The sequence below is a fragment of the Bradyrhizobium sp. LB11.1 genome (assembly GCF_040549385.1).
In the GTDB taxonomy this organism is placed as follows: Bacteria; Pseudomonadota; Alphaproteobacteria; order Rhizobiales; family Xanthobacteraceae; genus Bradyrhizobium.
In genome coordinates, this window is the sequence record NZ_JBEPTH010000007.1 from 176662 (window position 1) to 194975 (window position 18314).

Genomic DNA, 18314 nt, shown 5'->3' on the forward strand with positions numbered 1-18314 from the left:
CGCGCAGGTGTTCCTTCTCATCCCAGTTCGCAAGGAGTCTCCGAGTGGCACGTGCCAGACGCAACATGTCCTACAAATTGACCGGGCTTCACGACCGCCGATCGCGCGATCAGCCGTTCAATGCCGAATTGGCGGCGGTCGAGGTCGACAATCCCCTGGCGCTCGATCTGGACGAGAAGATCGTGGCGATGCGGTCGATCCGCAACGATCCGCTCGGTCGGCTGCACTCGCACCGCCAGATCGACGAGGCGCAATATCGGGGTGGCCGCGCTTACCAGAACGACTGGGAGCGGGCGGAGCGGGGCCCTCAGGCCATGGATCCGACCCGCGAATATGTCGACGGCACGCGCTCCCGCGAGCCTGTCACCGAGAGCCAGCGTCAGGCCGTGTTGCGGCTGAACCGGGTCGAGCACCAGTTGGGGACAGACGGTGCCGCGCTGGTGCATGACGTGTTGGTGCTCGGCTTGACCATGGACCAGATCGGGCAGCGACGCGCCGTCCGCACCCAGCGCTGGAACGACTATTTCGCACGGCGTTTTCGCGAATGTCTCGACCGGCTGGCGCTCGCTTACGGCTTCGCGACCGATGCATCGTCGCGGCGTCGCTGAACGGGGCGGTGCCGGCGGCTTTCGCCGCCGGCGGTGAGGTCGCCCGTCTGTGCCAGCGGGTGCGCGACCGCGCTCGCGTCATTGCCACCGAGCGTCTGAAGCTCCTCGGGCGATAGCCCGATGATGATCTCGTCCTTGATGGTGACGATCTTGAATAAGTTCATCTTGGTCTCCTGCGCCCATGCGTCCTGTGTCGAGAGCGCAAGAAGCGCAACCACGGAGCCTTTGATGAGATCGCAGCGAGAAAGCATGCTGTCGTCCTCCGGTGCTGACGTGTGCCCGAATCAAACAGTCCATCAGCGATGGCGCCCGCGATCTGCCTGGCCGTTTCGCAACCGCTTGGTCGCATGATCTTGAACCACGGTTCACGGAGCCAGAAATATGGGGCAATAATGAACCGTCATGACGCAGGTCTAGTTGACAGCGATCGGGGCGGTGTGGCGAGTGATTGCTGCTTCTTGACGCAGGTGGGTGACGGCAGCGCGTATTCCTGCTATCCGGACTTGCAGTAGCATGATGCCGGCGACGAAGCGTCGCTTAAGTCTTACGGTTTGGCTTGCTCAAGGGGTTGTTCCTTGCCATAACTGCAACTTCTCGGGTCGGGCCGAGTTTCTCCGGATGTGCAGCTCAGCATGCCAACCGGCCGGCGTGTTTCGACCTACAATTCGTTGTCGCCGTGGCGTTCGGTGACGGCGTGCGGTTCTCGATCAGGCTCCCGACGCCCGACCCGAAGGGCCGAGTCCTGTTATAGGTGCGAGATGAAAAACCTCAATTTCGCGGCTGAATTGCATCTTAAGCTCGGCGCACCCGCGACCGGTACCGTCGAAAGTCTCCGCCTGCTGCGCGCGTTTCTCAAGCTGGCCCCCCGGCAGCGCTTTGAGGTCATCAAGCTCGTCGAAGACCTCGTCACTGATGAGACTGTCCCCGAACTTCCGCTGTCTTGAGCCCGGCCACCGCCGACATTACGCTTTGTCCACCTTTCAGACCGGAAAGCGGACCGCCAAGTGGCGTCCGTTGCCGGAGTTTGGCTGCTGGAAGGCGGTGCGGCAAATGTGATAATCAGTCAGGAAAAAGGGGAGGAGTACGACCATGATCGAACCAAAGCTCGAAGTTCCGGCCGAACTGCGCGACCTGGCTGAGAAAACCATCGACCAAGCCGAGAAGGCATTCGGCATGTTTTTCGATGCCGCTACAAAATCGATGTCGTCCGTTCCCGGAGCGGGCGCCGACGTATCCAAGCAGGCGCTCGCCTTCACCGAGCAAAACATGAAGGCGGCGTTCGAACACGCTCGCAAGCTGGTTCACGCAACCGATGTTCAGGAGGCGATGCGAATCCAGTCCGAGTTCCTGCGCAGCCAGTTCACCAATGCCGGCGATCACATGCGTCAGATGACCGGCAACTTCATGCAGCCGGGCAAGGGCAAATCCTGATTTGGCGAGGCCGCCGCTTGCTTACAGAATGATCTTGCTCGGTGACACGCTGGGCATTGCAATGCCGGTGCAGGTCCAAAAGTTGCCACCGGATGAACCTCATTCGCCGCCCGTCATCCTTTCTGCTGATCCCTGTCGGTTCATCCGGCAGGGATTTGCCGCAAAGCGTCCCGGCTAGTAGTCGCCGGGATTCATGATCATCGGCGAGGTCGTATCGGCGGGCGCGAGCGCGCTGCTGGCACTGTCGAGCAGGAAGCGGTCAAGTGTCGCCTGGATCTTCTCCTTGACCGAGTCCGGCCCGCGATCGCTCATCTCGGTATGCTGCGCACCGGTGTGGATGATGTCGATGCCGCGTGCCTTGGCCTCTTCCGGCGTCGGCAGCACGCCGGGGTCGGTCTGGAAATGCGGATCCTTGGAGCGGAACGACAGGATCTTCATGCGGTTGTTGAGCACGAAGGGCACCCTGAGATTGTCGAGCGTGATCACCTTCGACACGAGCTCGGGATGCTGCTGGGCGACATACATGGAGACGTCGCCGCCATTGGAATGACCAACCAGTGTAACGTGATCGTAATCGGCATTCTGCTGCCTTCCCTTCAACGTATTCAGCACGAAGAGGATGTTGGCTTCGCAACGCATATAGACCTCCCGCCGGCCGACATATTGCTGGCCAACATGGGTCATCAGGGGCGGGTCGGTCGGCAGATCTTGCTGGATGCTGGCGACGAGATAGCCGCGCGCGGCAAGCACGTTGGCGAGGAAGGAATACTCGGTGGCCTTGACGGTGTTGCCGTTGCTGATGATGGCGACCGGAAGCTTCCAGAGGCCGAGATTGGCCTTGGTCTCGTAGTCGCGCCGCACCGCGATCTCGACCGAGATCGGCCGCTGACGCGCGGGGTCGAACAAGGACAGCACCTCGTGACGGATCGCGAATTTGCTGACGATGACATACTGGCCCGCCGCGAGGACGCAGAGAAAGGCCAGAACTGCAAACACCTTCTTCATAGTTCCGTCTCAATCACTTTTGACTGAACATGGCTATTGAAAACGCCCAGATCGAGCGATCGTGAGCACATTACGGGATTAAATTTAGGCAAGTCTGTGAGAAGAGCCTCAAAAGGGCCGCATCGCGGCGAAGGTCGCGTGGCTAGAGGCAGCCGTCCTTGCCGCGCTCCGGGCAGAGCCTAAACGCGCTCGACAGGATGAGCAGGAAGCGCGGGCTGCGGCGCTCATTGTCTGGCGCCCGGTAGCTCAAGGGCACGGCCACGCCGAAATCTGCCTGGAAATCCTGCGGCAGGAAGAACCGTATGCCAGCACCGGCCGACGTCAGCGCCAGCCCGGCGCTTAATTAGCGCCGGCGCGCAACCGCTACGCCAAAGAGGAAAGCGACGAACAGGCTGGCCAGGGGCGCCTCGCGCGTGATCGCCGCCACTGTGGAGAGCGGCCGTCCAGGCTTCCGCGCTTCATCGAGCGCGTAGGTGAGGCGATCGACGGCGGCCCGCAGACCTCCAGCAACCCCGCCGATGGTGTGCGACATGTCGGTCGCAGCATCGATGGCGCGCTCGGCCATGCCGGGCGGAGGATTGGGCTGCGGTATGTCCGTGCTCAAGCGCGACCTCCAGACCTGACGAAGAACCTCTGGCCGGCACCTTTGGCTATCCGCGACAAGCGCCGTTTTGAACGGCGGGTGCCGGCCTCGCAGTGAAAATGTAGAGCGCGGGATTTTGTTCCGGCTCCCCCGTGAAACGACGGATGCGAATCTCTGTTACGCTGGTGCAGCCTTGCCGATCTCTGGAGATTGCCGTGACCGATCGAACCATCACGGATCGAGCCCGGCGCATCGCGCTGCTGGGCGCGCCCATCGACATGGGGGCCTCGCAGCGTGGCACCCTGATGGGGCCGGCCGCGCTGCGTACCGCCGGCCTTGCCGCATTGCTCGAGAGCCTGGATTTCGAAGTCGTCGACCACGGCGATCTCTCCGTCGCTGAGGTCAGCGATCTCGTCGACAGGCCGCCGGAAAAGGCCAATCATTACCGCGAAATCCAACGCTGGACGCGCATCCTCAGTCGTCGCGGCTATGAGATTGCGCAAACCGGCGCCTTGCCGATCTTCCTCGGGGGCGACCACACGTTGTCGATGGGCTCGGTCAATGCGATGGCGCGACATTGGCGAGAGCGCGGACACGAGCTGTTTGTGCTCTGGCTCGATGCCCATGCCGACTACAATACGCCGGAGACGACGATCACCGCCAATATGCACGGCATGTCGGCGGGGTTCCTCTGCGGCGAGGCGGGCCTCGATGGTCTTCTGGGCGATGATCCGCGCGTCTCGATTGATCCGGACAGGCTCGATCTCTTCGGCGCGCGCTCAATCGACAAGCTCGAAAAGGAGCTGATGCGCGCACGCCGGATCAGGGTTGTCGACATGCGCCAGATCGACGAGTTCGGCGTAGCGGTACTGACCCGGCGCGTCATCGAGCGCGTCAAGGCCAGCAACGGCGTGCTGCATGTCAGCTTCGACGTCGATTTTCTCGATCCTTGCGTCGCACCGGGCGTCGGCACCACGGTGCCGGGGGGCGCAACCTACCGCGAGGCGCATCTGATCATGGAGTTGCTGCACGATTCCGGCTTGGTTGGGTCGGTCGATATCGTCGAACTCAATCCATTTCTGGATGAGCGCGGCCGCACCGCACGCACCGCGGTCGAACTGATCGGCAGCCTGTTCGGCCAACAGATCACCGATCGGCCGACGCCCAGCAATGCAATCGCTCCGGGTGAGTAACGCGCGAACCGTTTGTGCATCGCAAAGAATGGAACTGCTGCCGCTGCCGGCGGATTTAGGTAACTCGTGATCGAAATCGCCTGCTTTTGAAATGCACGCGAATTGCAAATGCCTTTCGCGGAAGGTTTCATACGGGCCAAGCTTGAACCGAGGGTCCGCAATGAGCAGCACAATCGACACCGAAGACAAATCCGCCCGAACCACACGCCGTCGCTTCCTGCAAGGCAGTACTGTGGTGGCTGGTGGCGCCGTTCTCGGCGCTGGTGGATCGGCCGCCGCTGACGCGGAAAACCTTCCGCCCAACGTCCCCGATTGGATGAAAGCGCCGGGCGATCCGATGGGAAGCCAGCCCTACGGCACGCCGTCGCCGTTCGAAAAGGGCGTCGTCAAGAATATCTCGAAGAACCTCAAGCAGTACATCTCAGCGTCCGGCCGCACGCCATTGCAGGAGCTCGACGGCATCATCACGCCGAATGGCCTATTTTACGAGCGCCATCACGGCGGCGTTCCGACCATCGACCCGGCGCAACACCGCCTGATGCTTCACGGACTCGTCGAAAGGCCCCTGATCTTCACCGTCGATGATCTGCGGCGCTTCCCTTCGGAGTCGCGCATCCACTTTCTCGAATGTTCTGGCAATCCCGGTTACACCAAGCCCTATGGCAAGACTGCGTCGGACCTCGTCGGCCTGCTGAGCTGCGCCGAATGGACGGGCGTCAGCCTGAAGCTGCTGCTTCAGGAGGCCGGGCTGAAGCCGGAAGCCAAATGGATTATCGCTGAAGGCGCCGACGCTGCCGCGTTAACCCGAAGCATTCCCATCGAGAAATGCCTTGAGGATGCTATGCTCGTCTATAGTCAGAACGGGGAGCGGCTTCGTCCGCAGCAGGGTTATCCGTTGCGGCTGCTCCTGCCGGGGTTCGAAGGCAATATGAACGTGAAGTGGCTGCGGCGCCTGCACGTGACGGCAGAGCCGGCTTACTCGCGCGAGGAGACCTCGAAATACACTGACCTCCTGCCGGACGGTACGGCACGAGAGTTCTCTTTCTACATGGAAGCGAAGTCGATCATCACGCGTCCCTCGGGCGGCCAGCGTCTTAACCCACCCGGCTTCCACGAAATCACAGGCATCGCGTGGAGTGGTCATGGCACGATCAAGCGGGTCGAGGTGTCCGTCGATGATGGTAAGAGCTGGCAGGATGCGCAATTGCAGGAACCGGTGCTGACTCGTGCCCTCACGCGCTTCCGCCTACCCTGGCAATGGGACGGCAAGCCCGCAGTGATCCAGAGCCGCGCAATCGACGAAACAGGGTATGTACAGCCGACGCTCGCCGAGCTGCTCGCGGTGCGCGGCGAGAACTATTTCTACCACAACAACGCGATCTGGCCCTGGCGCGTCGCAGCCGACGGGGAGGTGACCAATGCGTTGGCGTGAAATCTGCGGCGTCGCCTTCATCATCTTGGTCTGCGCTTCAGCGAACGGCGCGCAGGCGCAAAGTCCCTATGGAATCGGGCGGCCAGCGACGGCGGCGGAGATCGCGGGCTGGAACATCGATATCGGGCGGGACGGCAGCAATCTGCCGAAGGGGAGCGGTTCGGTCGGCCATGGTCGCGAGGTGTTCGCTCAGCAATGTGCGTCATGTCACGGCGAAGGCGGCGAGGGCGGTTTAGGTGATCGCCTCGTCGGCGGGCAGGGTACAATCGGGACCGCCAAGCCGATCCGCACCGTCGGAAGCTACTGGCCTTATGCGCCAACGTTGTTCGACTATATCCGTCGCGCCATGCCGCAGAATGCGCCGCAGTCGTTGAGCGATGAAGACGTCTACGCGGTGTCCGCTTATGTCCTGAATCTGAATGGGCTGGTCGGAGCGGATGCGACGCTCGATGCGAAATCGCTCGCGGCGATCAAAATGCCGAACCGCGATAAGTTCGTCGGCGATGCTCGACCTGATGTGAAGTGAGCGAAATGGAGACGGTCAAGTTCCGTGCATTGGCTCGGAACTTGCTTAAATCAGGCGCGGAACTCGCGGGCCGCATTTGAATTAACCTGCGAGAGGAAAAAATGATGGGTCCTTCGATGGCAACTAACCGTTTCGCAAACTCCATGTCCTCGGCGTTTCGCCATCCCGGCGTCATCGCTCTGATTGTGGCCGGCGTGACGATTGCTGCGATGTTGATCGTTGATCATGGGCCATGGAATCGCGCCAAGACACAGCCAGCACACGTTGCGATGTATCACACCACCGGTGAAGCGGCGCAAGCCGCCGGTGCGAAGGTGCTTCCGACCGAGCCAAAATCGGCGATTGAGCCGGAGCGGCCGGGGCCGAGGACGTCCCCGACCGTCAACCCCGTGACGCCGTAGGCGTCGGTTCTTGTGGCCGTAGTTGAGGAGCCTGCGCGTGGTCTTCGGCGGATGGACGCGAAGAGCCTCTTCGTTCGGCTCGGTGCCTCCGGCCCGGGTGGTCCGGAATGATCAGATGGCAAGCCCGGGCCCAGCCACAATTGTTAGGGTAATGATCGACTATCGTGAAGCCGGCTAACACTTGGCCAGGCGTTCATTTGGCCGTGTTGGCGGAAAGCCCGTAGATTCCCCGGAATCATGATGTTTCTTGAGATCGTCCCGAAATTGCGCCAAGCCCAGACTTTTTTGGCCACAATCGGAACCGATCAAGGAGGCATGCAGTTTTTAGCTATGATTTCGGTTTTGGCGCTTCTCACGATGAGTGGGGCCGCCGTTTCCGATCGGTTTCTGACAGCCGATCAGCACGTCGCGCGAGGGGTGGAGTAGCGCGGCGGGCAAGGGCGCTTTGTCTTTGGGGAGACAACAATGCTTTCAGTCGATCAATTCTTGCGGTTCATCAGCGTGCCGGCCGTGTTCGTGGCCTTCGTCATTGCGTCGCAGATTTCGGCCGCGCTATCGCCGCTCTAACCGATCACGGACGAGCCGAGCAAAGCAAGGACGGCCAGCACCGTCAGCGCGGTGCCGAGCCAGCTCAGCGTGACGAGCCACGACCGATTGTCCCGTTCGAGACGATCAGCATCATCATCGCCATGTTCGGGACAGCGACGATGCCGTTGAGCACGGCGCTCCCACACCTGCGCTTCGAGACAAGGCCGTGACCCTGCTTGCGACGGGGCGCGATGCCCTTGCGAAAGCACGTTGAGATCGTCGACGGCGAGCCTGCCGTCCCTGGTCCGCTTCGGAACGGCGGGTGCATGGCCGCGTTCTCTGTCCTATGGAGGACGTGGCGATGGACCATCTGACGAAACGCGCGCAGCCGGATCGCAGCAAGATCAACATGCACGAGGCCTGGGAGGTCAAGTACTGGGCCCACGCGCTCGGCGTCTCCAGGGACAAGCTGCAACAGGCTGTCGACAAGGTGGGCAATTCGGCGGCCGCCGTCCGTAAGGAGCTGGCGGTCTAAGCCGGTCCGTCCTTGCGTCCTACTTGATGCTGACGAACATGCCCCAGGCGGCGGCAAGCGCTGCGCCTGTGAAGATGACCATCGGGCTGTCGCAGAACGTGCCGCCATAGCTGCACACGTCAGCGCCGAACGAGCCGAGCTCGTGACGGCCAGCCGAATAGAACAGTCCTGAAAGCCCGAGCAATACGGCGGCGACGTAGTACATCGGCTCCCTCTCCTGAGAACGGCATGTGCCAGCATGGCGCGGAGAGATTTCGTTCCGCCGAATCCGTTTCCTTGCATTCGAATAAAGTTTGAATCGTCTGCCAAAACACTTGAACGACAAAACACCTGGACGATAAGACATCGCACCGATCACGGTCGCGATTGAACCTGCATCCGCCCCGGCGACACCTAGACAGGCAGACCTGTTGCCATGGCCGCAATGGCCTTGCCGACTGATCGGCCATACGGCTTGGTCATTGGCAGTCCGATTTGACGAACGGATGCTTGTATGAATGCCGCGCTCGATCTCCTCTATCGCCTCGCTGCGATCGGGATCAGCATCTATTGCGCCCGCAAGGTCTGGAATGGCTATCTGGAACGAAAGATCCTGTTCGTCAGCGATGATTGGCTGGACTGGTCGCGGTGGTCGCGGCAGGAGTTTGACCGAGACACCATGCCGATCCGGTACTGGATGCAGATGGGCGGCACGGCCTTCGGCGCGCTGCTATGCCTCGTCGGTGCGATCATCGGGTGGCAGCCCAACGTCTGAGCGATCAGTCTCGCGCGGTGCGTCCTCTACCGACGACGAAACAGTCTTGAAACACGCCTGAAACCAGATCGTCCTGAACTCCGTGGCCATTAGGCCCGACCAACGGAGCGAAAAGGAGATCATCATGATCCAGATCGGTTCGAAGGAAGAAGTCGCGTTGCTGCTGGCGTTGTTCGGGACCCATACCCAGCCCGAGAGGGGGCCGAAGCCGAAATCCGCGCGCAGCTAAGGCGAACCCATGCCGGGTTTGGCCGATTGCCTGAGCTTTTTGCGTTTGCTGATCGCCAGAGGAGACCCGAAAGGAATCCCGCTGGCGATGGGCGCCATCGACGACTATCTGGCGATGGCGCCGGTCAGCGTACGCAGCCGTGGCCTGCGCGTGCTTCGGCGGGATGCGCTTGAGCTGCATGTCACGTCGGTCGGCGTGCAGCGCTCGTTCGCCGAGACGGTGGATGCCTACATCGAGCGGAAGCTGGCGGACGAGTGAGGGGCTCAGGCTCATGCTCTGGTTCCTCCCAAAGTTGGCATCTCTCTTGCTGCACGACGTCTTCATCCAGGCCCGGCCCATCGGGCCGTTTCAAATTGAGGCGATCACATGCAGACAACGTCCCGTTTCGAAGCGACCGCGCTCCGCGCTCTGATCTCCGACCTGCGCTGGAGGATCCAGATGCTGGAGAGCGACATTGCCGAGGAAGAGCGCAATGCCGGGAACGCCGACCCCGGCAGTGCGACCTATTCGATGCTGGCGCTGGCCTTGCGGTCGCGCAGGGACAATCTGCGGGCCTCGATCGCCATGCTGCAGGGACGGGAAGAGCGCGCGGCGGAGTTGTCGCGCGCTGCGTAAGCCACTTGGCATCCTCCCGACAGAACGATCGCGACCGGACATCTCGCCGCGTTCGGGCGGTGCCAGCGAGATTGCTGCGCCGGGGCCCGCACGACCACCCGTGGCTCCGTTAGGAACTTTCGGTTCCGAACCCGAATTTATTATGTGGCCGGTCCGCCCGCCGATGACCGGCCTGGAATGGCGGCCTCGGCGCCAAAGCCCCCCCGTCAGCGCCGGGGCCGTTCTCTCGAATTGACACGTCGGGCAAAACACCGGCACAATGGCATCATCGAAAGAGTCAGGCCCGCGCGGTGCAATCCGTGGCGGGCTTTTTGATGTCGAGGCGGAGCCCGCCTGGCGTCGCAATGGAACAGCCTGCGGCCTCGGATCTGTCCCGTCAGGAGGCTTCCATGCTGACAGACCACCCGGATCGCCGTGCTCTGCGACATCGGCCAGTCCATCGCCTTCAGCGATGACAAGCGGGACGAACTGTTCCGGCTCATCACTGAGGGCTACGTGCAGAAGGATGGCGACACCTTCGAGCTCACCGCCAAGGGCGAAGCGGCCGTGGTCGATCGCGGTGCCGGATTGAACGAGGCTTGATTTCGACGAAAGCGAAATATGGTTTGACGCGTCGGGCAAAACACTGGCACAATGCCATCATCGAAAGAGTTCGGTTCAGCCCGCGCGGGACGCATCCGCAGCGGGCTTTTGCATGGGCGCCTATCGGAGACGCGGACTGCGGTCTGGATAGGACGGGCGTTGCGCATAAGGGTTCTGCAAGCACATCGCCGAAAGGCCCGCAGCGGCCGCGTGACACTCGTCAAAAGATCTATACTCGCAGTAGATCGAGGAGGAACCGCCCCATTCCCACTTCTGCATGCACACCGGAGCACTGCCGCCGAACCGTTGAGCTGAGGCTGGAGCGGGCGCAAGCATTGCGATCCAGGCGAGGAGGAGAAAGGGAAGCGCGCGCATGATGTGACTCCGAGGATTTGCAGACCCTGCTTCCAGGGCACTGCCGACACAGAGATAGGTCCTCCATGCACGGCTACAATACCAAGCCGCGCTCCCGGAGCAAAGGACGTGCGAAGAGGTGCTGTCTGCGGCGGGCTTCTTCACTTCAAAATGCCATCATTGAAAAGATTGGTTCAGCCCGCGCGGAATTATCCGCCGCGGGATTTTTTCATATCGTCGCGGGATCGCAATCGTCGCCATCACGATGGCCTCGATCCCAATTGCAGACAAAGTTTGACACGTCGGGCAAAACACCGGCATAGTGGCATCATCGAAACGAGTTTGTCAGGCCCGCGCGGGACGCATCCGCTGCGGGCTTTTTTGTTTCGATTTCTGGAATCGGACGGCGTCCCGCGCATCGCGGCCTCGCCCTCGTTGAAACGCGTTCATGGAGCGCCGACAAGCGCGCCGCCGTCCGAACCACGTTGATTGGCCGTGCACGCGCGAACGTGCCGGCCCGCGGCGCGAGCCTTTGCTTGCGCCGCCGCGGTCCCCGGAAACGGGGATAAGGTTCGCGCCGAAACGATCGCGCGTCGTCTCGCGATCTGCCGCACTGTTGCTTTCGTTGGAGGAACGATGACCGCCTATCTGATATCGCTCGCGCTTGTGGGCCTGGTCGCGATTGCTGTGTGGGAGATTTTTGCTTGAGTGATGGTCTTGAATACGAGCCGAAGATGGCGGACGTCTACCGGCCCGTCGCCAGGAGGGCCTCGAAGGCGCGAACGCTGACCGAGATCCGCTCGCTGGCGCGCAGTCACACCAGGACGGCGGTCAGGGTTCTCGTCGGCATCATGCGCAGTGACGATGCGACGCCGGCGGCCCGCATCTCGGCCGCCAACGCGATCCTCGATCGCGGCTGGGGCAAGGCGGCGCAGCCGATCGAGAACGACGAAGACGGCGTGCTGGAATTGATCCACCGGATCGAGCGCATCATCGTGCATCCGGAAAAGTCGGGCGGTGAGGAGTCCTAGCGCCATTGCTGGAGAAGAGGCGCTCGCAATGTCGACCTTGAAAATTCCAACCGCCAGGATCTTCGCGCCGCTGCTGAAACCCGCACGCTACAAGGGCGTTTACGGCGGACGCGGCTCGGGCAAATCGCATTTCTTCGGCGAGCTGCTGGTCGAGACCTGCCAGGCCGAGCGCGGCACGCTCGCGGTCTGCATTCGCGAGGCGCAGCGGACGCTGGCGCAATCGTCGAAGCGGCTGATCGAGGGCAAGATCGCGAGCCTCGGGCTCGGCCACGGTTTCAAGCTCTATAGCGACAAGATCGAGACGCCCGGCGACGGGCTGATCATCTTCCGCGGACTGCAGTATGATGCCGGCAAATACCGGCTGATGATGAAAGCGAGGGATGCCGTCACGGCAAAGCCGATACCGCCGGTGCAAAGGCCGGGCATGGCGGCCAGCCGAGGCGAGCGCGATCAGCATGATCTGCGTGCTTTGAGCGCCCGGCTTTCCAGCTCTGGCGATCTCAAGGACGCGGTCGCGCTCTACCAGGCGAAGACAGCCGGTCGACGGTGAAGCGAGTGTAGCGTCAGGCTTTGGCCGAACGAAGATACAGATGTATCTTGTTTGGCTCCGAATTGAGACGTTGTGCAAACAGAATTTTGTCTGTCATGATTGTCGCGACGGGTCTTCTTCTGCCGGCCAATGCATTTGCCGGTGATTATACCGTTTCCTATGCCTTCGACGGCACGACGGGCGACGACGTTGCGGCAAGCGCGATGAGCGCGCTCAACGACGAGGGGACTTCGAAGGAATGCCAGTATGAGAGGCGCTGCACGATAGAGCTGACGAAATCGGATCTGACGATAGCGTTGAACGTACAGCGTTCGGGGCGCCATAAGGTGGTCGTCTTTGCCGACGGCGGTCGTAGCCGCAGTATCGGTTGTTGCTATTTTCGGGCGGGGAGCAGCGCGCTGAAGGCGACCTTACTCAGCCAATGCTTTGGCTGCGCATCTACGATGGGCACGCTCGCAAGAGAAATGAAGTCGTCCAAAATATCCATTTGGGGCTCCTGTATCTCCAATTTTCAGATATGAGATAGTTCGGCATCCGGGACGCCTCTAGTCCGTCTTCATCGCCTTAATCGTCAGCCGAATCCACTCGCGATCCTTGCGTCGATTGCGGGAACGGATCGGCATGTCACGCCAGCAGTATCTTTGTGACCGTGGCTTTCATCGATCGTCTGGCCACGCGCCGGCCGAGCAAAGTGAATTTTAGATAGGAGAACGCACCATGAGCGAGGACCACAGAAATTTCATCGAACGTGCCGAGTCCATCACCGGAAATCTCTACGGCGAGCCGATGTCGCCGGATCGGATCGCGGAGAACTTTGCGCTCTACGGCTTGAGGAAGCGCGTCGCTGCGCTCGAGCGCTTCGATGCCGAGCTGGGCGGTGAGATCGATTCGAGCCCTCACAACTTGCGAAGGCGGGTCCAGCTTGTCGATCTGCGCCGGCGTATGGGCAGTCTCCACGAGGAGCTGCGCAAAGCGAAGCGATGACCCATCCGTTGCTGACGGCGCTCGCGCGGGCGCGGCTACGTGATGCGCCGGTATTCGTTCGGTGGTGCGATCTGCACAATTTGATTGCCTGCCCGGCGGCGCCTTCGTCCGTAGCGCGCTTCGTGGACGACTGTGCATCCCTCGGCGTGGATCGGCTCTGGTCGGCCGTGCAGGAGATATCTCGGATGCACGCGTCGCTCGGTCTCGCCGACCCCACGCTTGGCGGGCCCGGCGCGGCTGCGATGAGCGCTGTTGCGGCGGTCGATCCGCCGCGATCCTGGCCAGGGCGGTTCAAGGAACGGTTCGGCACGCTTCCCTACGACATCCAGGCCTATCTCGCATCTCACGAGGCGCAACGCGAACGTGCGCTCCGCCGCGCGCAGAACGAGGCGGCATCCGTCAGCCGCAAGCTGGCGGCGCTTGAAACTCAAATAAAGGACGGAACGACACATGGCGACGAAGCAGCAGCGCGCGACGAGACTTGAAGAGCGGATCGAGGAACTGCGCGCAGAGATCGATGGCGTCATCGACGCGCGCGTGGCGAAAATCGCAAGCCAGAGCCCCGGAGTGCCACCTGGTGTGATCCGCAACCTGCTCACGGCCCGCGCTCCAACCTGCCGTTGCGCGCAATATATCGAGCTGTGTGGCAGCGAGGCGAAGAATCCGGACTGACGGTCCAGAGGGCGAGGTTGCCCTGGGAATCCGCAATGGCGTCTGCCTCTATATCAAGGATGCGAAATGACTCTCTACAAATGGTCTCAGACGGCGTCCGCAGACGCAACGATCGATTCGACAATCAACTGGGCCGAGGGGCAGTCCCCCTCCAGCGTCAACGACTCAGCGCGTGCGATGATGGCGGCGATAGCGAAGCACCGCGATGATATCGCCGGCGCGATTGTGACAAGCGGGACCAGCACCGCCTACGCCGTGAACTCGTACCAGGTGTTTCAGTCGCTGTTGCAGCTGAGCGGGCAGGTGATCGCGTTCACGCCCCACACGACAAATGGCGCGACAGTCACCATCAACGTCGACGGCCTGGGAGCCAAGCCGCTCCGGTCGGCGCCAGGAGTTGAATTACCGGCCGGCACGATCGTCCAGGGAACGCCCTATGCGGCGCTCTACAACAATGCAGATGCCGCTTTCTATCTGGCTGGCTTCTTCAACAATCCCTACAACGTGCCGATCGGCTGTTGCATCGATTTCTTCGGTGCGACGGCTCCGAACAGTTCGTTCGTGCTGGCATATGGGCAGGCGATCTCGCGAGCGACCTATTCGACGCTATTCTCGCTTCTCAGTACTACCTACGGCTCAGGCGACGGCTCGACGACGTTCAATGTCCCAGACCTTCGCGGGCGGGTTGTCGCCGGCAAGGATGATATGGGAGGATCGGCTGTAAGCCGGCTGACCTCGACTTATTTCGGGGCGAGCGCGGCGTCCTTGGGCGCTGTTGGAGGCCTTGAAAGTAACACGCTGACGACGGCTCAGCTCGCAAGCCACAGCCACGCGAACACTTTGAACGATTTGGGGCATACCCATCCCTGGGGACCCGCGGGCTTTCAAGCCAGCGTCAGCGGCGCAGGTGCGACAGGTACGACACCTCAATATGGCGCCACCACTACGAACACGGGCAACAACACCTCCGCTCCGATGTCGATCACGAACACCAACGCCGGTAGCGGAAATCCTCACCCCAACGTTCAACCGACGATCATCGCCAACAAGCTGATCCGCATCATCTAAAAGGAATGGCGCCGTCGGATGCCCAGAAATAAAGGTTATGTCGGTCAGGATAGACAGTTTCGAAAACGTTGACATTATTGAAGTGGGGCTCCAGGAAGCGGGCGAGGTCATCCTTCGATTTGAATTCATATTCGTGATGAGAAAGCGACTTTTTACCGTCTAGACGCTCGACAATGGTAAACCCTGACAGGATGCCTTCAGGCGTCAGGCGCCGCTTGATGCTCGACATCAATTCGGTGATTTCGGTTTCGGTAAAGTGCTCAATGGCGGCATCCCAAACGACATTGTCGAAAACGCCGTCTGGCATATTGGTCCTGATATCAGCGAGTTCATATCTGATATTCGGCGCGCGGAAGTGCTTATTGGCATAGGCAATTGCCTTGGGATCGAAGTCAACGGAAACCATCGATCCTACGCGAGCACGATAAAAATAATGAGCATTGAATCCGTCTCCACAGCAAAGCTCTAAAGCTTTGCAGCCAGGTTTCATCGCAAGAAGCGAGAAGATGCCGCGCTCGACCCAGTGAGGAGCGTTCGTCGCCTCCCAAGACCAATATAGGCCGATCTTGTGCTCGAAAAACTCGGGCAGGGGATGCAGTCCCCATTGAGCGAGAAATAGTCGGCGATGGGCGGCGGCGGTCCATCGTTCCGACAATCTGGCTTCAAGGGAAAATATCGCTTCTAACAACGGTTTGGCGAATGAAAGCCTCCGTCTGATGAGCTCAACTGTTGAGATCAAGTCTCCGTTTCATCGGGTTCGCACAGGGACTCGACAGGCAGTTTTAGCAGACGGTCCAGCATAGGGCCGAACGTACACCCACAACCCTAATCCGAGCAACCCATGGTAGACCTTAACGCACTGCAACGTGCGAACGCCTCGCGCTGGGCGAAGGCCAAGCTGACCCGGAAGACGGAAGCAGCCAATATTGCGCTGCACCTCTACCAGGCCAAGAAGCGATATCAGGTGGTGGAGGCTAAGACCGGCGTTCCCTGGCCGGCCATCGCGGTCATCCACGAACGGGAATCCTCGCAGCAATGGAGTGCGTCCCTGGCGCAGGGCGATCCCTGGAACCGGGTGTCGATTCACATTCCGGCCGGGCGAGGTCCTTTTGATTCCTGGGAGGCTGCGGCGATCGATGCGCTGGTCAGGTGTCCACCGTTTCTCGCGCGCCATAAAGACTGGTCGATCGCCGGCGCGTTGACCGCGCTCGAGACCTACAACGGCATCGGCTACGCGGCCCGTGCCGTGCCGTCGCCCTATCTCTGGTCGGGGACCAACCAGTACCGGGCCGGAAAATACGTGCGCGACGGCCTCTACGATTCCCGCAAGGTCGATCCGCAGCTGGGGTGTGCGGCGCTGCTGATCGCGCTGACTGAGCTCGATCCGAACATCCGCTTTGCCGGGACAAAGATCGCGAAGAGTTCGCCGAGCGGCGATCCGGCCCGGCCTTCACTGATGAACCCGTCGAAGGGCTCGATCGGCGCGTTCCTCGTCAACTTAATCAGAACGATTTTTGGGAGGAAATGAACATGCAGACCATTTTTGACGTCATTGTCTTCGCCGCTGGCTTCGGCGCCTGCTGGTTTTGCAAGGACGCGCTGCTGCGGTTCGCGACCGGCACCGAGGCCCAGGTCAAGTCGCTCGAGGCCAAGCTCGGACTGCTGCGGGACATGCTCTGATGGCCGCAAGGATCAAAGCGGCCTGCCTGCACTCCATGACGATTGCCTGGAGCTACTGCATCGCGCTCGCCGGTGCATTGGCCGCGATCGTCGATGACCTTGCCGACGCTCTCGGCGATCCCGGCGTCAAGGACCAAATCAGCGCGGCGATCGGTGATGTCAAGGTTACGGGACGCATCCTGCTTGCGATCTCCGTCGTGACGATCATTGCGCGGCTGCGAACGCTCAGAAGGACAAGTTAATGTGGATCACGATCATCTCGTTCCTTGGCGGTCCCGTCGTGAAGGCCCTGATCGACGCCTACAGCGCGAAGCTGAAGGCAGAGAATGTCGATACCAGAATTGCGGCGGATCTCGCCGCGAGCGAGATCGCGGCGCAGACGGCCGAAACCAAAGCCGTCATGCAGTATAGAACGGCGGAGCTCGGCTATTGGTACGAGCCGGATAAGTTGATTGGATATTGCGTGACGATCTATTTCGCGAAGCTCCTTGTCTGGGACAAGGTTCTCGGGCTCGGATCAACAGATCCCCTGGCAGGGTTCGCGGCGATCACCGCCAACCTCGTCGTTTCCTTCTACTTCGCCAAGCGCGGCTTCGAGAATGTTGCAAGGATCATCAAGCGGTGAAGATGCCAGATGATGAAATCAGAGCGATCGTCGCCGAGATATTGGCCGAGCAGCACAGGCTCCAGCAAGACAGCATCGACGCGATCATGTTGAAGGCCGTAGCGTCGGTGCTGGCTTCCTTCGGGATCGAAGATGATGACCGAAAGGAAATTAGAGCTGACTTCCAGCATCTGCGGCGGTGGCGAAGGAGCGTGGAGCAGGCGCAGAGCTACACTTTCAAGGCTGTGATTACGGTGATTGCCACCGGTCTGATGGGTGCCGTCTGGCTCGGCGTGAAGGTTGTGCTGAGTAAGTGAGCCTCTCGTGGCGGTGACGTCGCCGCACTCCGATCAAGGTCGTTCCGCTCCAATGGGCATGCAATGTACAGAATTCGTATGGTCGATGCGTCTGATGATGACGTCGCCGACACCTTGGTTGATCTGCATCGGTTGACGTTCTTCGATGCAGCGACCATGCCAAAGTTTGACCTCGGAGCGTGGTGGCTCGCTTATGAGGCCGATGACGCGGTCGCGTTCGCGGGTGTCGTGCCGTCTACCTATGCACGGAATAGCGGCTACTTCTCCAGAGTCGGAGTTTTGCAGCGGCATTGGGGCAAGGGACTTCAATTCCGTCTGATGCGGGCGGTCGAAGCGCGGGGGCGGCGCATCGGTTGGGACAGCATCGTCTCCGATACGACCGACAATCCGGTATCCGCCAATAATTTCATCCGGGCGGGCTATCGGCTCTATGAACCAGACGTGCCTTGGGCCTGGTCGCATACGCTTTATTGGCGTAGGTCGCTTCGCTGAGCAGGGTTTCCCGTGGCGTGGAACGGGAGCTTAGCAAAGTCAAAAGTGGTACGCGCCGGCGTGGCGCGGCCTTGTTCACCTGGAATGCCCGAGGACCCGGCAGCTTTACCGCTGCCGGGTCCTTTTTGCGTATTGAAGCG

At 60.9% G+C, this 18314-nt stretch carries 30 protein-coding genes and 3 pseudogenes; 25 read left to right on the forward strand and 8 right to left on the reverse strand.

Features of this window, described 5'->3' with window-relative positions:
- The first annotated feature begins 44 nt into the window (after nt 1–44).
- Complete coding sequence (locus tag ABIA96_RS20155) at nt 45–608, forward strand: hypothetical protein (protein ID WP_354138791.1); 564 nt, start codon at nt 45–47, stop codon at nt 606–608.
- On the opposite strand, the gene ABIA96_RS20160 is transcribed toward ABIA96_RS20155, so the two are convergent.
- Complete coding sequence (locus ABIA96_RS20160; protein ID WP_354138792.1) at nt 569–859, reverse strand: hypothetical protein; 291 nt, start codon at nt 857–859, stop codon at nt 569–571. The two genes, ABIA96_RS20155 and ABIA96_RS20160, sit on opposite strands and share 40 nt — an antisense overlap.
- A gap of 507 nt (nt 860–1366) precedes the next feature.
- Here ABIA96_RS20160 and ABIA96_RS20165 point away from each other — a divergent pair.
- A complete protein-coding gene (locus ABIA96_RS20165; protein ID WP_354138793.1) occupies nt 1367–1552 on the forward strand; it encodes a hypothetical protein in 186 nt (61 codons plus the stop codon).
- A 145-nt stretch (nt 1553–1697) separates the two neighbouring features.
- A complete protein-coding gene (locus ABIA96_RS20170; RefSeq protein ID WP_212328811.1) occupies nt 1698–2039 on the forward strand; it encodes a phasin in 342 nt (113 codons plus the stop codon).
- Between the two features lie 174 nt (nt 2040–2213).
- Here ABIA96_RS20170 and ABIA96_RS20175 read toward each other — a convergent pair whose 3' ends face one another.
- The 3 genes and pseudogenes from ABIA96_RS20175 to ABIA96_RS20185 all read right to left on the reverse strand — a co-directional run bounded on the left by ABIA96_RS20175 (nt 2214) and on the right by ABIA96_RS20185 (nt 3648).
- Complete coding sequence (locus tag ABIA96_RS20175) at nt 2214–3044, reverse strand: alpha/beta fold hydrolase (protein ID WP_354138794.1); 831 nt, start codon at nt 3042–3044, stop codon at nt 2214–2216.
- 142 nt (nt 3045–3186) lie between these two features.
- Nucleotides 3187–3387: pseudogene (locus ABIA96_RS20180) on the reverse strand (ShlB/FhaC/HecB family hemolysin secretion/activation protein); the annotation flags it as partial.
- Nucleotides 3388–3648: a hypothetical protein gene (locus ABIA96_RS20185; RefSeq protein ID WP_354138795.1), complete on the reverse strand. Its 261-nt coding sequence runs from the start codon at nt 3646–3648 to the stop codon at nt 3388–3390.
- A 194-nt stretch (nt 3649–3842) separates the two neighbouring features.
- Here ABIA96_RS20185 and rocF point away from each other — a divergent pair, with 194 nt between their 5' ends.
- From rocF to ABIA96_RS20205, 4 genes are all read left to right on the forward strand, one after another.
- Nucleotides 3843–4820: an arginase gene (gene rocF / locus ABIA96_RS20190; RefSeq protein ID WP_354138796.1), complete on the forward strand. Its 978-nt coding sequence runs from the start codon at nt 3843–3845 to the stop codon at nt 4818–4820.
- A gap of 160 nt (nt 4821–4980) precedes the next feature.
- Nucleotides 4981–6252 carry a sulfite dehydrogenase gene (gene soxC, locus ABIA96_RS20195; protein ID WP_354138797.1) on the forward strand — a complete coding sequence of 424 codons (1272 nt, stop codon included), beginning with the start codon at nt 4981–4983 and terminating at the stop codon, nt 6250–6252.
- Nucleotides 6239–6778: a c-type cytochrome gene (locus ABIA96_RS20200; RefSeq protein ID WP_354138798.1), complete on the forward strand. Its 540-nt coding sequence runs from the start codon at nt 6239–6241 to the stop codon at nt 6776–6778. Before soxC ends, ABIA96_RS20200 begins: the two co-directional genes overlap by 14 nt.
- 104 nt (nt 6779–6882) lie before the next feature.
- A complete protein-coding gene (locus tag ABIA96_RS20205; protein WP_354138980.1) occupies nt 6883–7179 on the forward strand; it encodes a hypothetical protein in 297 nt (98 codons plus the stop codon).
- A 563-nt stretch (nt 7180–7742) separates the two neighbouring features.
- Here ABIA96_RS20205 and ABIA96_RS20210 read toward each other — a convergent pair.
- A pseudogene (locus ABIA96_RS20210) lies at nt 7743–7906 on the reverse strand (divalent metal cation transporter); the annotation flags it as partial.
- A gap of 162 nt (nt 7907–8068) precedes the next feature.
- Between ABIA96_RS20210 and ABIA96_RS20215 the strand changes: the two are divergent.
- Complete coding sequence (locus tag ABIA96_RS20215; protein WP_354138799.1) at nt 8069–8242, forward strand: DUF3606 domain-containing protein; 174 nt, start codon at nt 8069–8071, stop codon at nt 8240–8242.
- Between the two features lie 19 nt (nt 8243–8261).
- Here ABIA96_RS20215 and ABIA96_RS20220 read toward each other — a convergent pair whose 3' ends face one another.
- Nucleotides 8262–8447 carry a hypothetical protein gene (locus ABIA96_RS20220; RefSeq protein ID WP_354138800.1) on the reverse strand — a complete coding sequence of 62 codons (186 nt, stop codon included), beginning with the start codon at nt 8445–8447 and terminating at the stop codon, nt 8262–8264.
- 288 nt (nt 8448–8735) lie between these two features.
- On the opposite strand from ABIA96_RS20220, the gene ABIA96_RS20225 reads away from it, so the two are divergent.
- From ABIA96_RS20225 to ABIA96_RS20240, 4 genes are all read left to right on the forward strand, one after another.
- A complete protein-coding gene (locus tag ABIA96_RS20225; protein ID WP_354138801.1) occupies nt 8736–8996 on the forward strand; it encodes a hypothetical protein in 261 nt (86 codons plus the stop codon).
- Between the two features lie 238 nt (nt 8997–9234).
- Complete coding sequence (locus ABIA96_RS20230; RefSeq protein ID WP_354138802.1) at nt 9235–9483, forward strand: hypothetical protein; 249 nt, start codon at nt 9235–9237, stop codon at nt 9481–9483.
- Nucleotides 9484–9591: 108 nt separating this feature from the next.
- On the forward strand, nt 9592–9840 hold the full coding sequence (locus tag ABIA96_RS20235) for a hypothetical protein (RefSeq protein ID WP_354138803.1): 249 nt from the start codon (nt 9592–9594) through the stop codon (nt 9838–9840).
- Between the two features lie 414 nt (nt 9841–10254).
- Nucleotides 10255–10422, forward strand: a complete 168-nt coding sequence (locus tag ABIA96_RS20240; RefSeq protein ID WP_354138804.1) for a hypothetical protein — start codon at nt 10255–10257, stop codon at nt 10420–10422.
- Between the two features lie 120 nt (nt 10423–10542).
- Here the strand turns inward: ABIA96_RS20240 and ABIA96_RS20245 are convergent, their stop codons facing one another.
- Entirely contained in the window at nt 10543–10797 is a 255-nt protein-coding gene (locus ABIA96_RS20245) for a DUF3551 domain-containing protein (protein WP_354138805.1), read from the reverse strand.
- A gap of 713 nt (nt 10798–11510) precedes the next feature.
- Between ABIA96_RS20245 and ABIA96_RS20250 the strand changes: the two genes are divergently transcribed.
- The 7 genes and pseudogenes from ABIA96_RS20250 (at nt 11511) to ABIA96_RS20280 (ending at nt 15081) form a co-directional block, all read left to right on the forward strand.
- Entirely contained in the window at nt 11511–11807 is a 297-nt protein-coding gene (locus tag ABIA96_RS20250; protein ID WP_354138981.1) for a hypothetical protein, read from the forward strand.
- A gap of 28 nt (nt 11808–11835) precedes the next feature.
- Nucleotides 11836–12147, forward strand: a pseudogene (locus tag ABIA96_RS20255) (phage terminase large subunit); the annotation flags it as partial.
- A gap of 305 nt (nt 12148–12452) precedes the next feature.
- On the forward strand, nt 12453–12878 hold the full coding sequence (locus tag ABIA96_RS20260) for a hypothetical protein (RefSeq protein WP_354138806.1): 426 nt from the start codon (nt 12453–12455) through the stop codon (nt 12876–12878).
- 196 nt (nt 12879–13074) lie between these two features.
- Nucleotides 13075–13341 carry a hypothetical protein gene (locus ABIA96_RS20265; RefSeq protein WP_354138807.1) on the forward strand — a complete coding sequence of 89 codons (267 nt, stop codon included), beginning with the start codon at nt 13075–13077 and terminating at the stop codon, nt 13339–13341.
- An 8-nt stretch (nt 13342–13349) separates the two neighbouring features.
- Entirely contained in the window at nt 13350–13826 is a 477-nt protein-coding gene (locus ABIA96_RS20270) for a hypothetical protein (RefSeq protein ID WP_354138808.1), read from the forward strand.
- The gene (locus tag ABIA96_RS20275; protein WP_354138809.1) at nt 13792–14013 is read left to right on the forward strand and encodes a hypothetical protein; all 222 of its coding nucleotides are present in this window, start codon (nt 13792–13794) and stop codon (nt 14011–14013) included. Before ABIA96_RS20270 ends, ABIA96_RS20275 begins: the two co-directional genes overlap by 35 nt.
- 66 nt (nt 14014–14079) lie before the next feature.
- Complete coding sequence (locus tag ABIA96_RS20280) at nt 14080–15081, forward strand: phage tail protein (RefSeq protein ID WP_354138810.1); 1002 nt, start codon at nt 14080–14082, stop codon at nt 15079–15081.
- On the opposite strand, the gene ABIA96_RS20285 is transcribed toward ABIA96_RS20280, so the two are convergent.
- Entirely contained in the window at nt 15074–15820 is a 747-nt protein-coding gene (locus ABIA96_RS20285) for a class I SAM-dependent methyltransferase (RefSeq protein WP_354138811.1), read from the reverse strand. The two genes, ABIA96_RS20280 and ABIA96_RS20285, sit on opposite strands and share 8 nt — an antisense overlap.
- A gap of 102 nt (nt 15821–15922) precedes the next feature.
- Here ABIA96_RS20285 and ABIA96_RS20290 point away from each other — a divergent pair, with 102 nt between their 5' ends.
- From ABIA96_RS20290 to ABIA96_RS20315, 6 genes are all read left to right on the forward strand, one after another.
- Entirely contained in the window at nt 15923–16609 is a 687-nt protein-coding gene (locus ABIA96_RS20290) for a hypothetical protein (RefSeq protein WP_354138812.1), read from the forward strand.
- 2 nt (nt 16610–16611) lie between these two features.
- A complete protein-coding gene (locus ABIA96_RS20295) occupies nt 16612–16761 on the forward strand; it encodes a hypothetical protein (protein WP_354138813.1) in 150 nt (49 codons plus the stop codon).
- Nucleotides 16761–17003 carry a hypothetical protein gene (locus tag ABIA96_RS20300; RefSeq protein WP_354138814.1) on the forward strand — a complete coding sequence of 81 codons (243 nt, stop codon included), beginning with the start codon at nt 16761–16763 and terminating at the stop codon, nt 17001–17003. Before ABIA96_RS20295 ends, ABIA96_RS20300 begins: the two co-directional genes overlap by 1 nt.
- Nucleotides 17003–17386 carry a hypothetical protein gene (locus tag ABIA96_RS20305; RefSeq protein WP_354138815.1) on the forward strand — a complete coding sequence of 128 codons (384 nt, stop codon included), beginning with the start codon at nt 17003–17005 and terminating at the stop codon, nt 17384–17386. The genes ABIA96_RS20300 and ABIA96_RS20305 overlap by 1 nt, the downstream gene beginning before the upstream one ends.
- A complete protein-coding gene (locus ABIA96_RS20310; protein ID WP_354138816.1) occupies nt 17383–17682 on the forward strand; it encodes a hypothetical protein in 300 nt (99 codons plus the stop codon). The genes ABIA96_RS20305 and ABIA96_RS20310 overlap by 4 nt, the downstream gene beginning before the upstream one ends.
- A 63-nt stretch (nt 17683–17745) precedes the next feature.
- Entirely contained in the window at nt 17746–18174 is a 429-nt protein-coding gene (locus ABIA96_RS20315) for a GNAT family N-acetyltransferase (RefSeq protein ID WP_354138817.1), read from the forward strand.
- The last annotated feature ends 140 nt before the right edge of the window (nt 18175–18314 follow it).

Excerpts from the sequence above, each read along its gene's own strand:
- ABIA96_RS20290 (WP_354138812.1), top strand. The coding sequence starts at position 15,923 with ATGGTAGACCTTAACGCACTGCAACGTGCGAACGCCTCGCGCTGGGCG.
- ABIA96_RS20260 (WP_354138806.1), top strand. The coding sequence starts at position 12,453 with ATGATTGTCGCGACGGGTCTTCTTCTGCCGGCCAATGCATTTGCCGGT.
- ABIA96_RS20305 (WP_354138815.1), top strand. The coding sequence starts at position 17,003 with ATGTGGATCACGATCATCTCGTTCCTTGGCGGTCCCGTCGTGAAGGCC.
- ABIA96_RS20245 (WP_354138805.1), bottom strand. The coding sequence starts at position 10,797 with ATGCGCGCGCTTCCCTTTCTCCTCCTCGCCTGGATCGCAATGCTTGCG.
- ABIA96_RS20235 (WP_354138803.1), top strand. The coding sequence starts at position 9,592 with ATGCAGACAACGTCCCGTTTCGAAGCGACCGCGCTCCGCGCTCTGATC.
- ABIA96_RS20230 (WP_354138802.1), top strand. The coding sequence starts at position 9,235 with ATGCCGGGTTTGGCCGATTGCCTGAGCTTTTTGCGTTTGCTGATCGCC.
- ABIA96_RS20170 (WP_212328811.1), top strand. The coding sequence starts at position 1,698 with ATGATCGAACCAAAGCTCGAAGTTCCGGCCGAACTGCGCGACCTGGCT.
- ABIA96_RS20200 (WP_354138798.1), top strand. The coding sequence starts at position 6,239 with ATGCGTTGGCGTGAAATCTGCGGCGTCGCCTTCATCATCTTGGTCTGC.
- ABIA96_RS20265 (WP_354138807.1), top strand. The coding sequence starts at position 13,075 with ATGAGCGAGGACCACAGAAATTTCATCGAACGTGCCGAGTCCATCACC.
- ABIA96_RS20250 (WP_354138981.1), top strand. The coding sequence starts at position 11,511 with ATGGCGGACGTCTACCGGCCCGTCGCCAGGAGGGCCTCGAAGGCGCGA.
- ABIA96_RS20220 (WP_354138800.1), bottom strand. The coding sequence starts at position 8,447 with ATGTACTACGTCGCCGCCGTATTGCTCGGGCTTTCAGGACTGTTCTAT.
- ABIA96_RS20215 (WP_354138799.1), top strand. The coding sequence starts at position 8,069 with ATGGACCATCTGACGAAACGCGCGCAGCCGGATCGCAGCAAGATCAAC.
- ABIA96_RS20165 (WP_354138793.1), top strand. The coding sequence starts at position 1,367 with ATGAAAAACCTCAATTTCGCGGCTGAATTGCATCTTAAGCTCGGCGCA.
- ABIA96_RS20300 (WP_354138814.1), top strand. The coding sequence starts at position 16,761 with ATGGCCGCAAGGATCAAAGCGGCCTGCCTGCACTCCATGACGATTGCC.
- ABIA96_RS20295 (WP_354138813.1), top strand. The coding sequence starts at position 16,612 with ATGCAGACCATTTTTGACGTCATTGTCTTCGCCGCTGGCTTCGGCGCC.
- ABIA96_RS20275 (WP_354138809.1), top strand. The coding sequence starts at position 13,792 with ATGGCGACGAAGCAGCAGCGCGCGACGAGACTTGAAGAGCGGATCGAG.
- ABIA96_RS20280 (WP_354138810.1), top strand. The coding sequence starts at position 14,080 with ATGACTCTCTACAAATGGTCTCAGACGGCGTCCGCAGACGCAACGATC.
- ABIA96_RS20205 (WP_354138980.1), top strand. The coding sequence starts at position 6,883 with ATGGGTCCTTCGATGGCAACTAACCGTTTCGCAAACTCCATGTCCTCG.
- ABIA96_RS20225 (WP_354138801.1), top strand. The coding sequence starts at position 8,736 with ATGAATGCCGCGCTCGATCTCCTCTATCGCCTCGCTGCGATCGGGATC.
- ABIA96_RS20315 (WP_354138817.1), top strand. The coding sequence starts at position 17,746 with ATGTACAGAATTCGTATGGTCGATGCGTCTGATGATGACGTCGCCGAC.
- soxC (WP_354138797.1), top strand. The coding sequence starts at position 4,981 with ATGAGCAGCACAATCGACACCGAAGACAAATCCGCCCGAACCACACGC.
- ABIA96_RS20175 (WP_354138794.1), bottom strand. The coding sequence starts at position 3,044 with ATGAAGAAGGTGTTTGCAGTTCTGGCCTTTCTCTGCGTCCTCGCGGCG.
- ABIA96_RS20160 (WP_354138792.1), bottom strand. The coding sequence starts at position 859 with ATGCTTTCTCGCTGCGATCTCATCAAAGGCTCCGTGGTTGCGCTTCTT.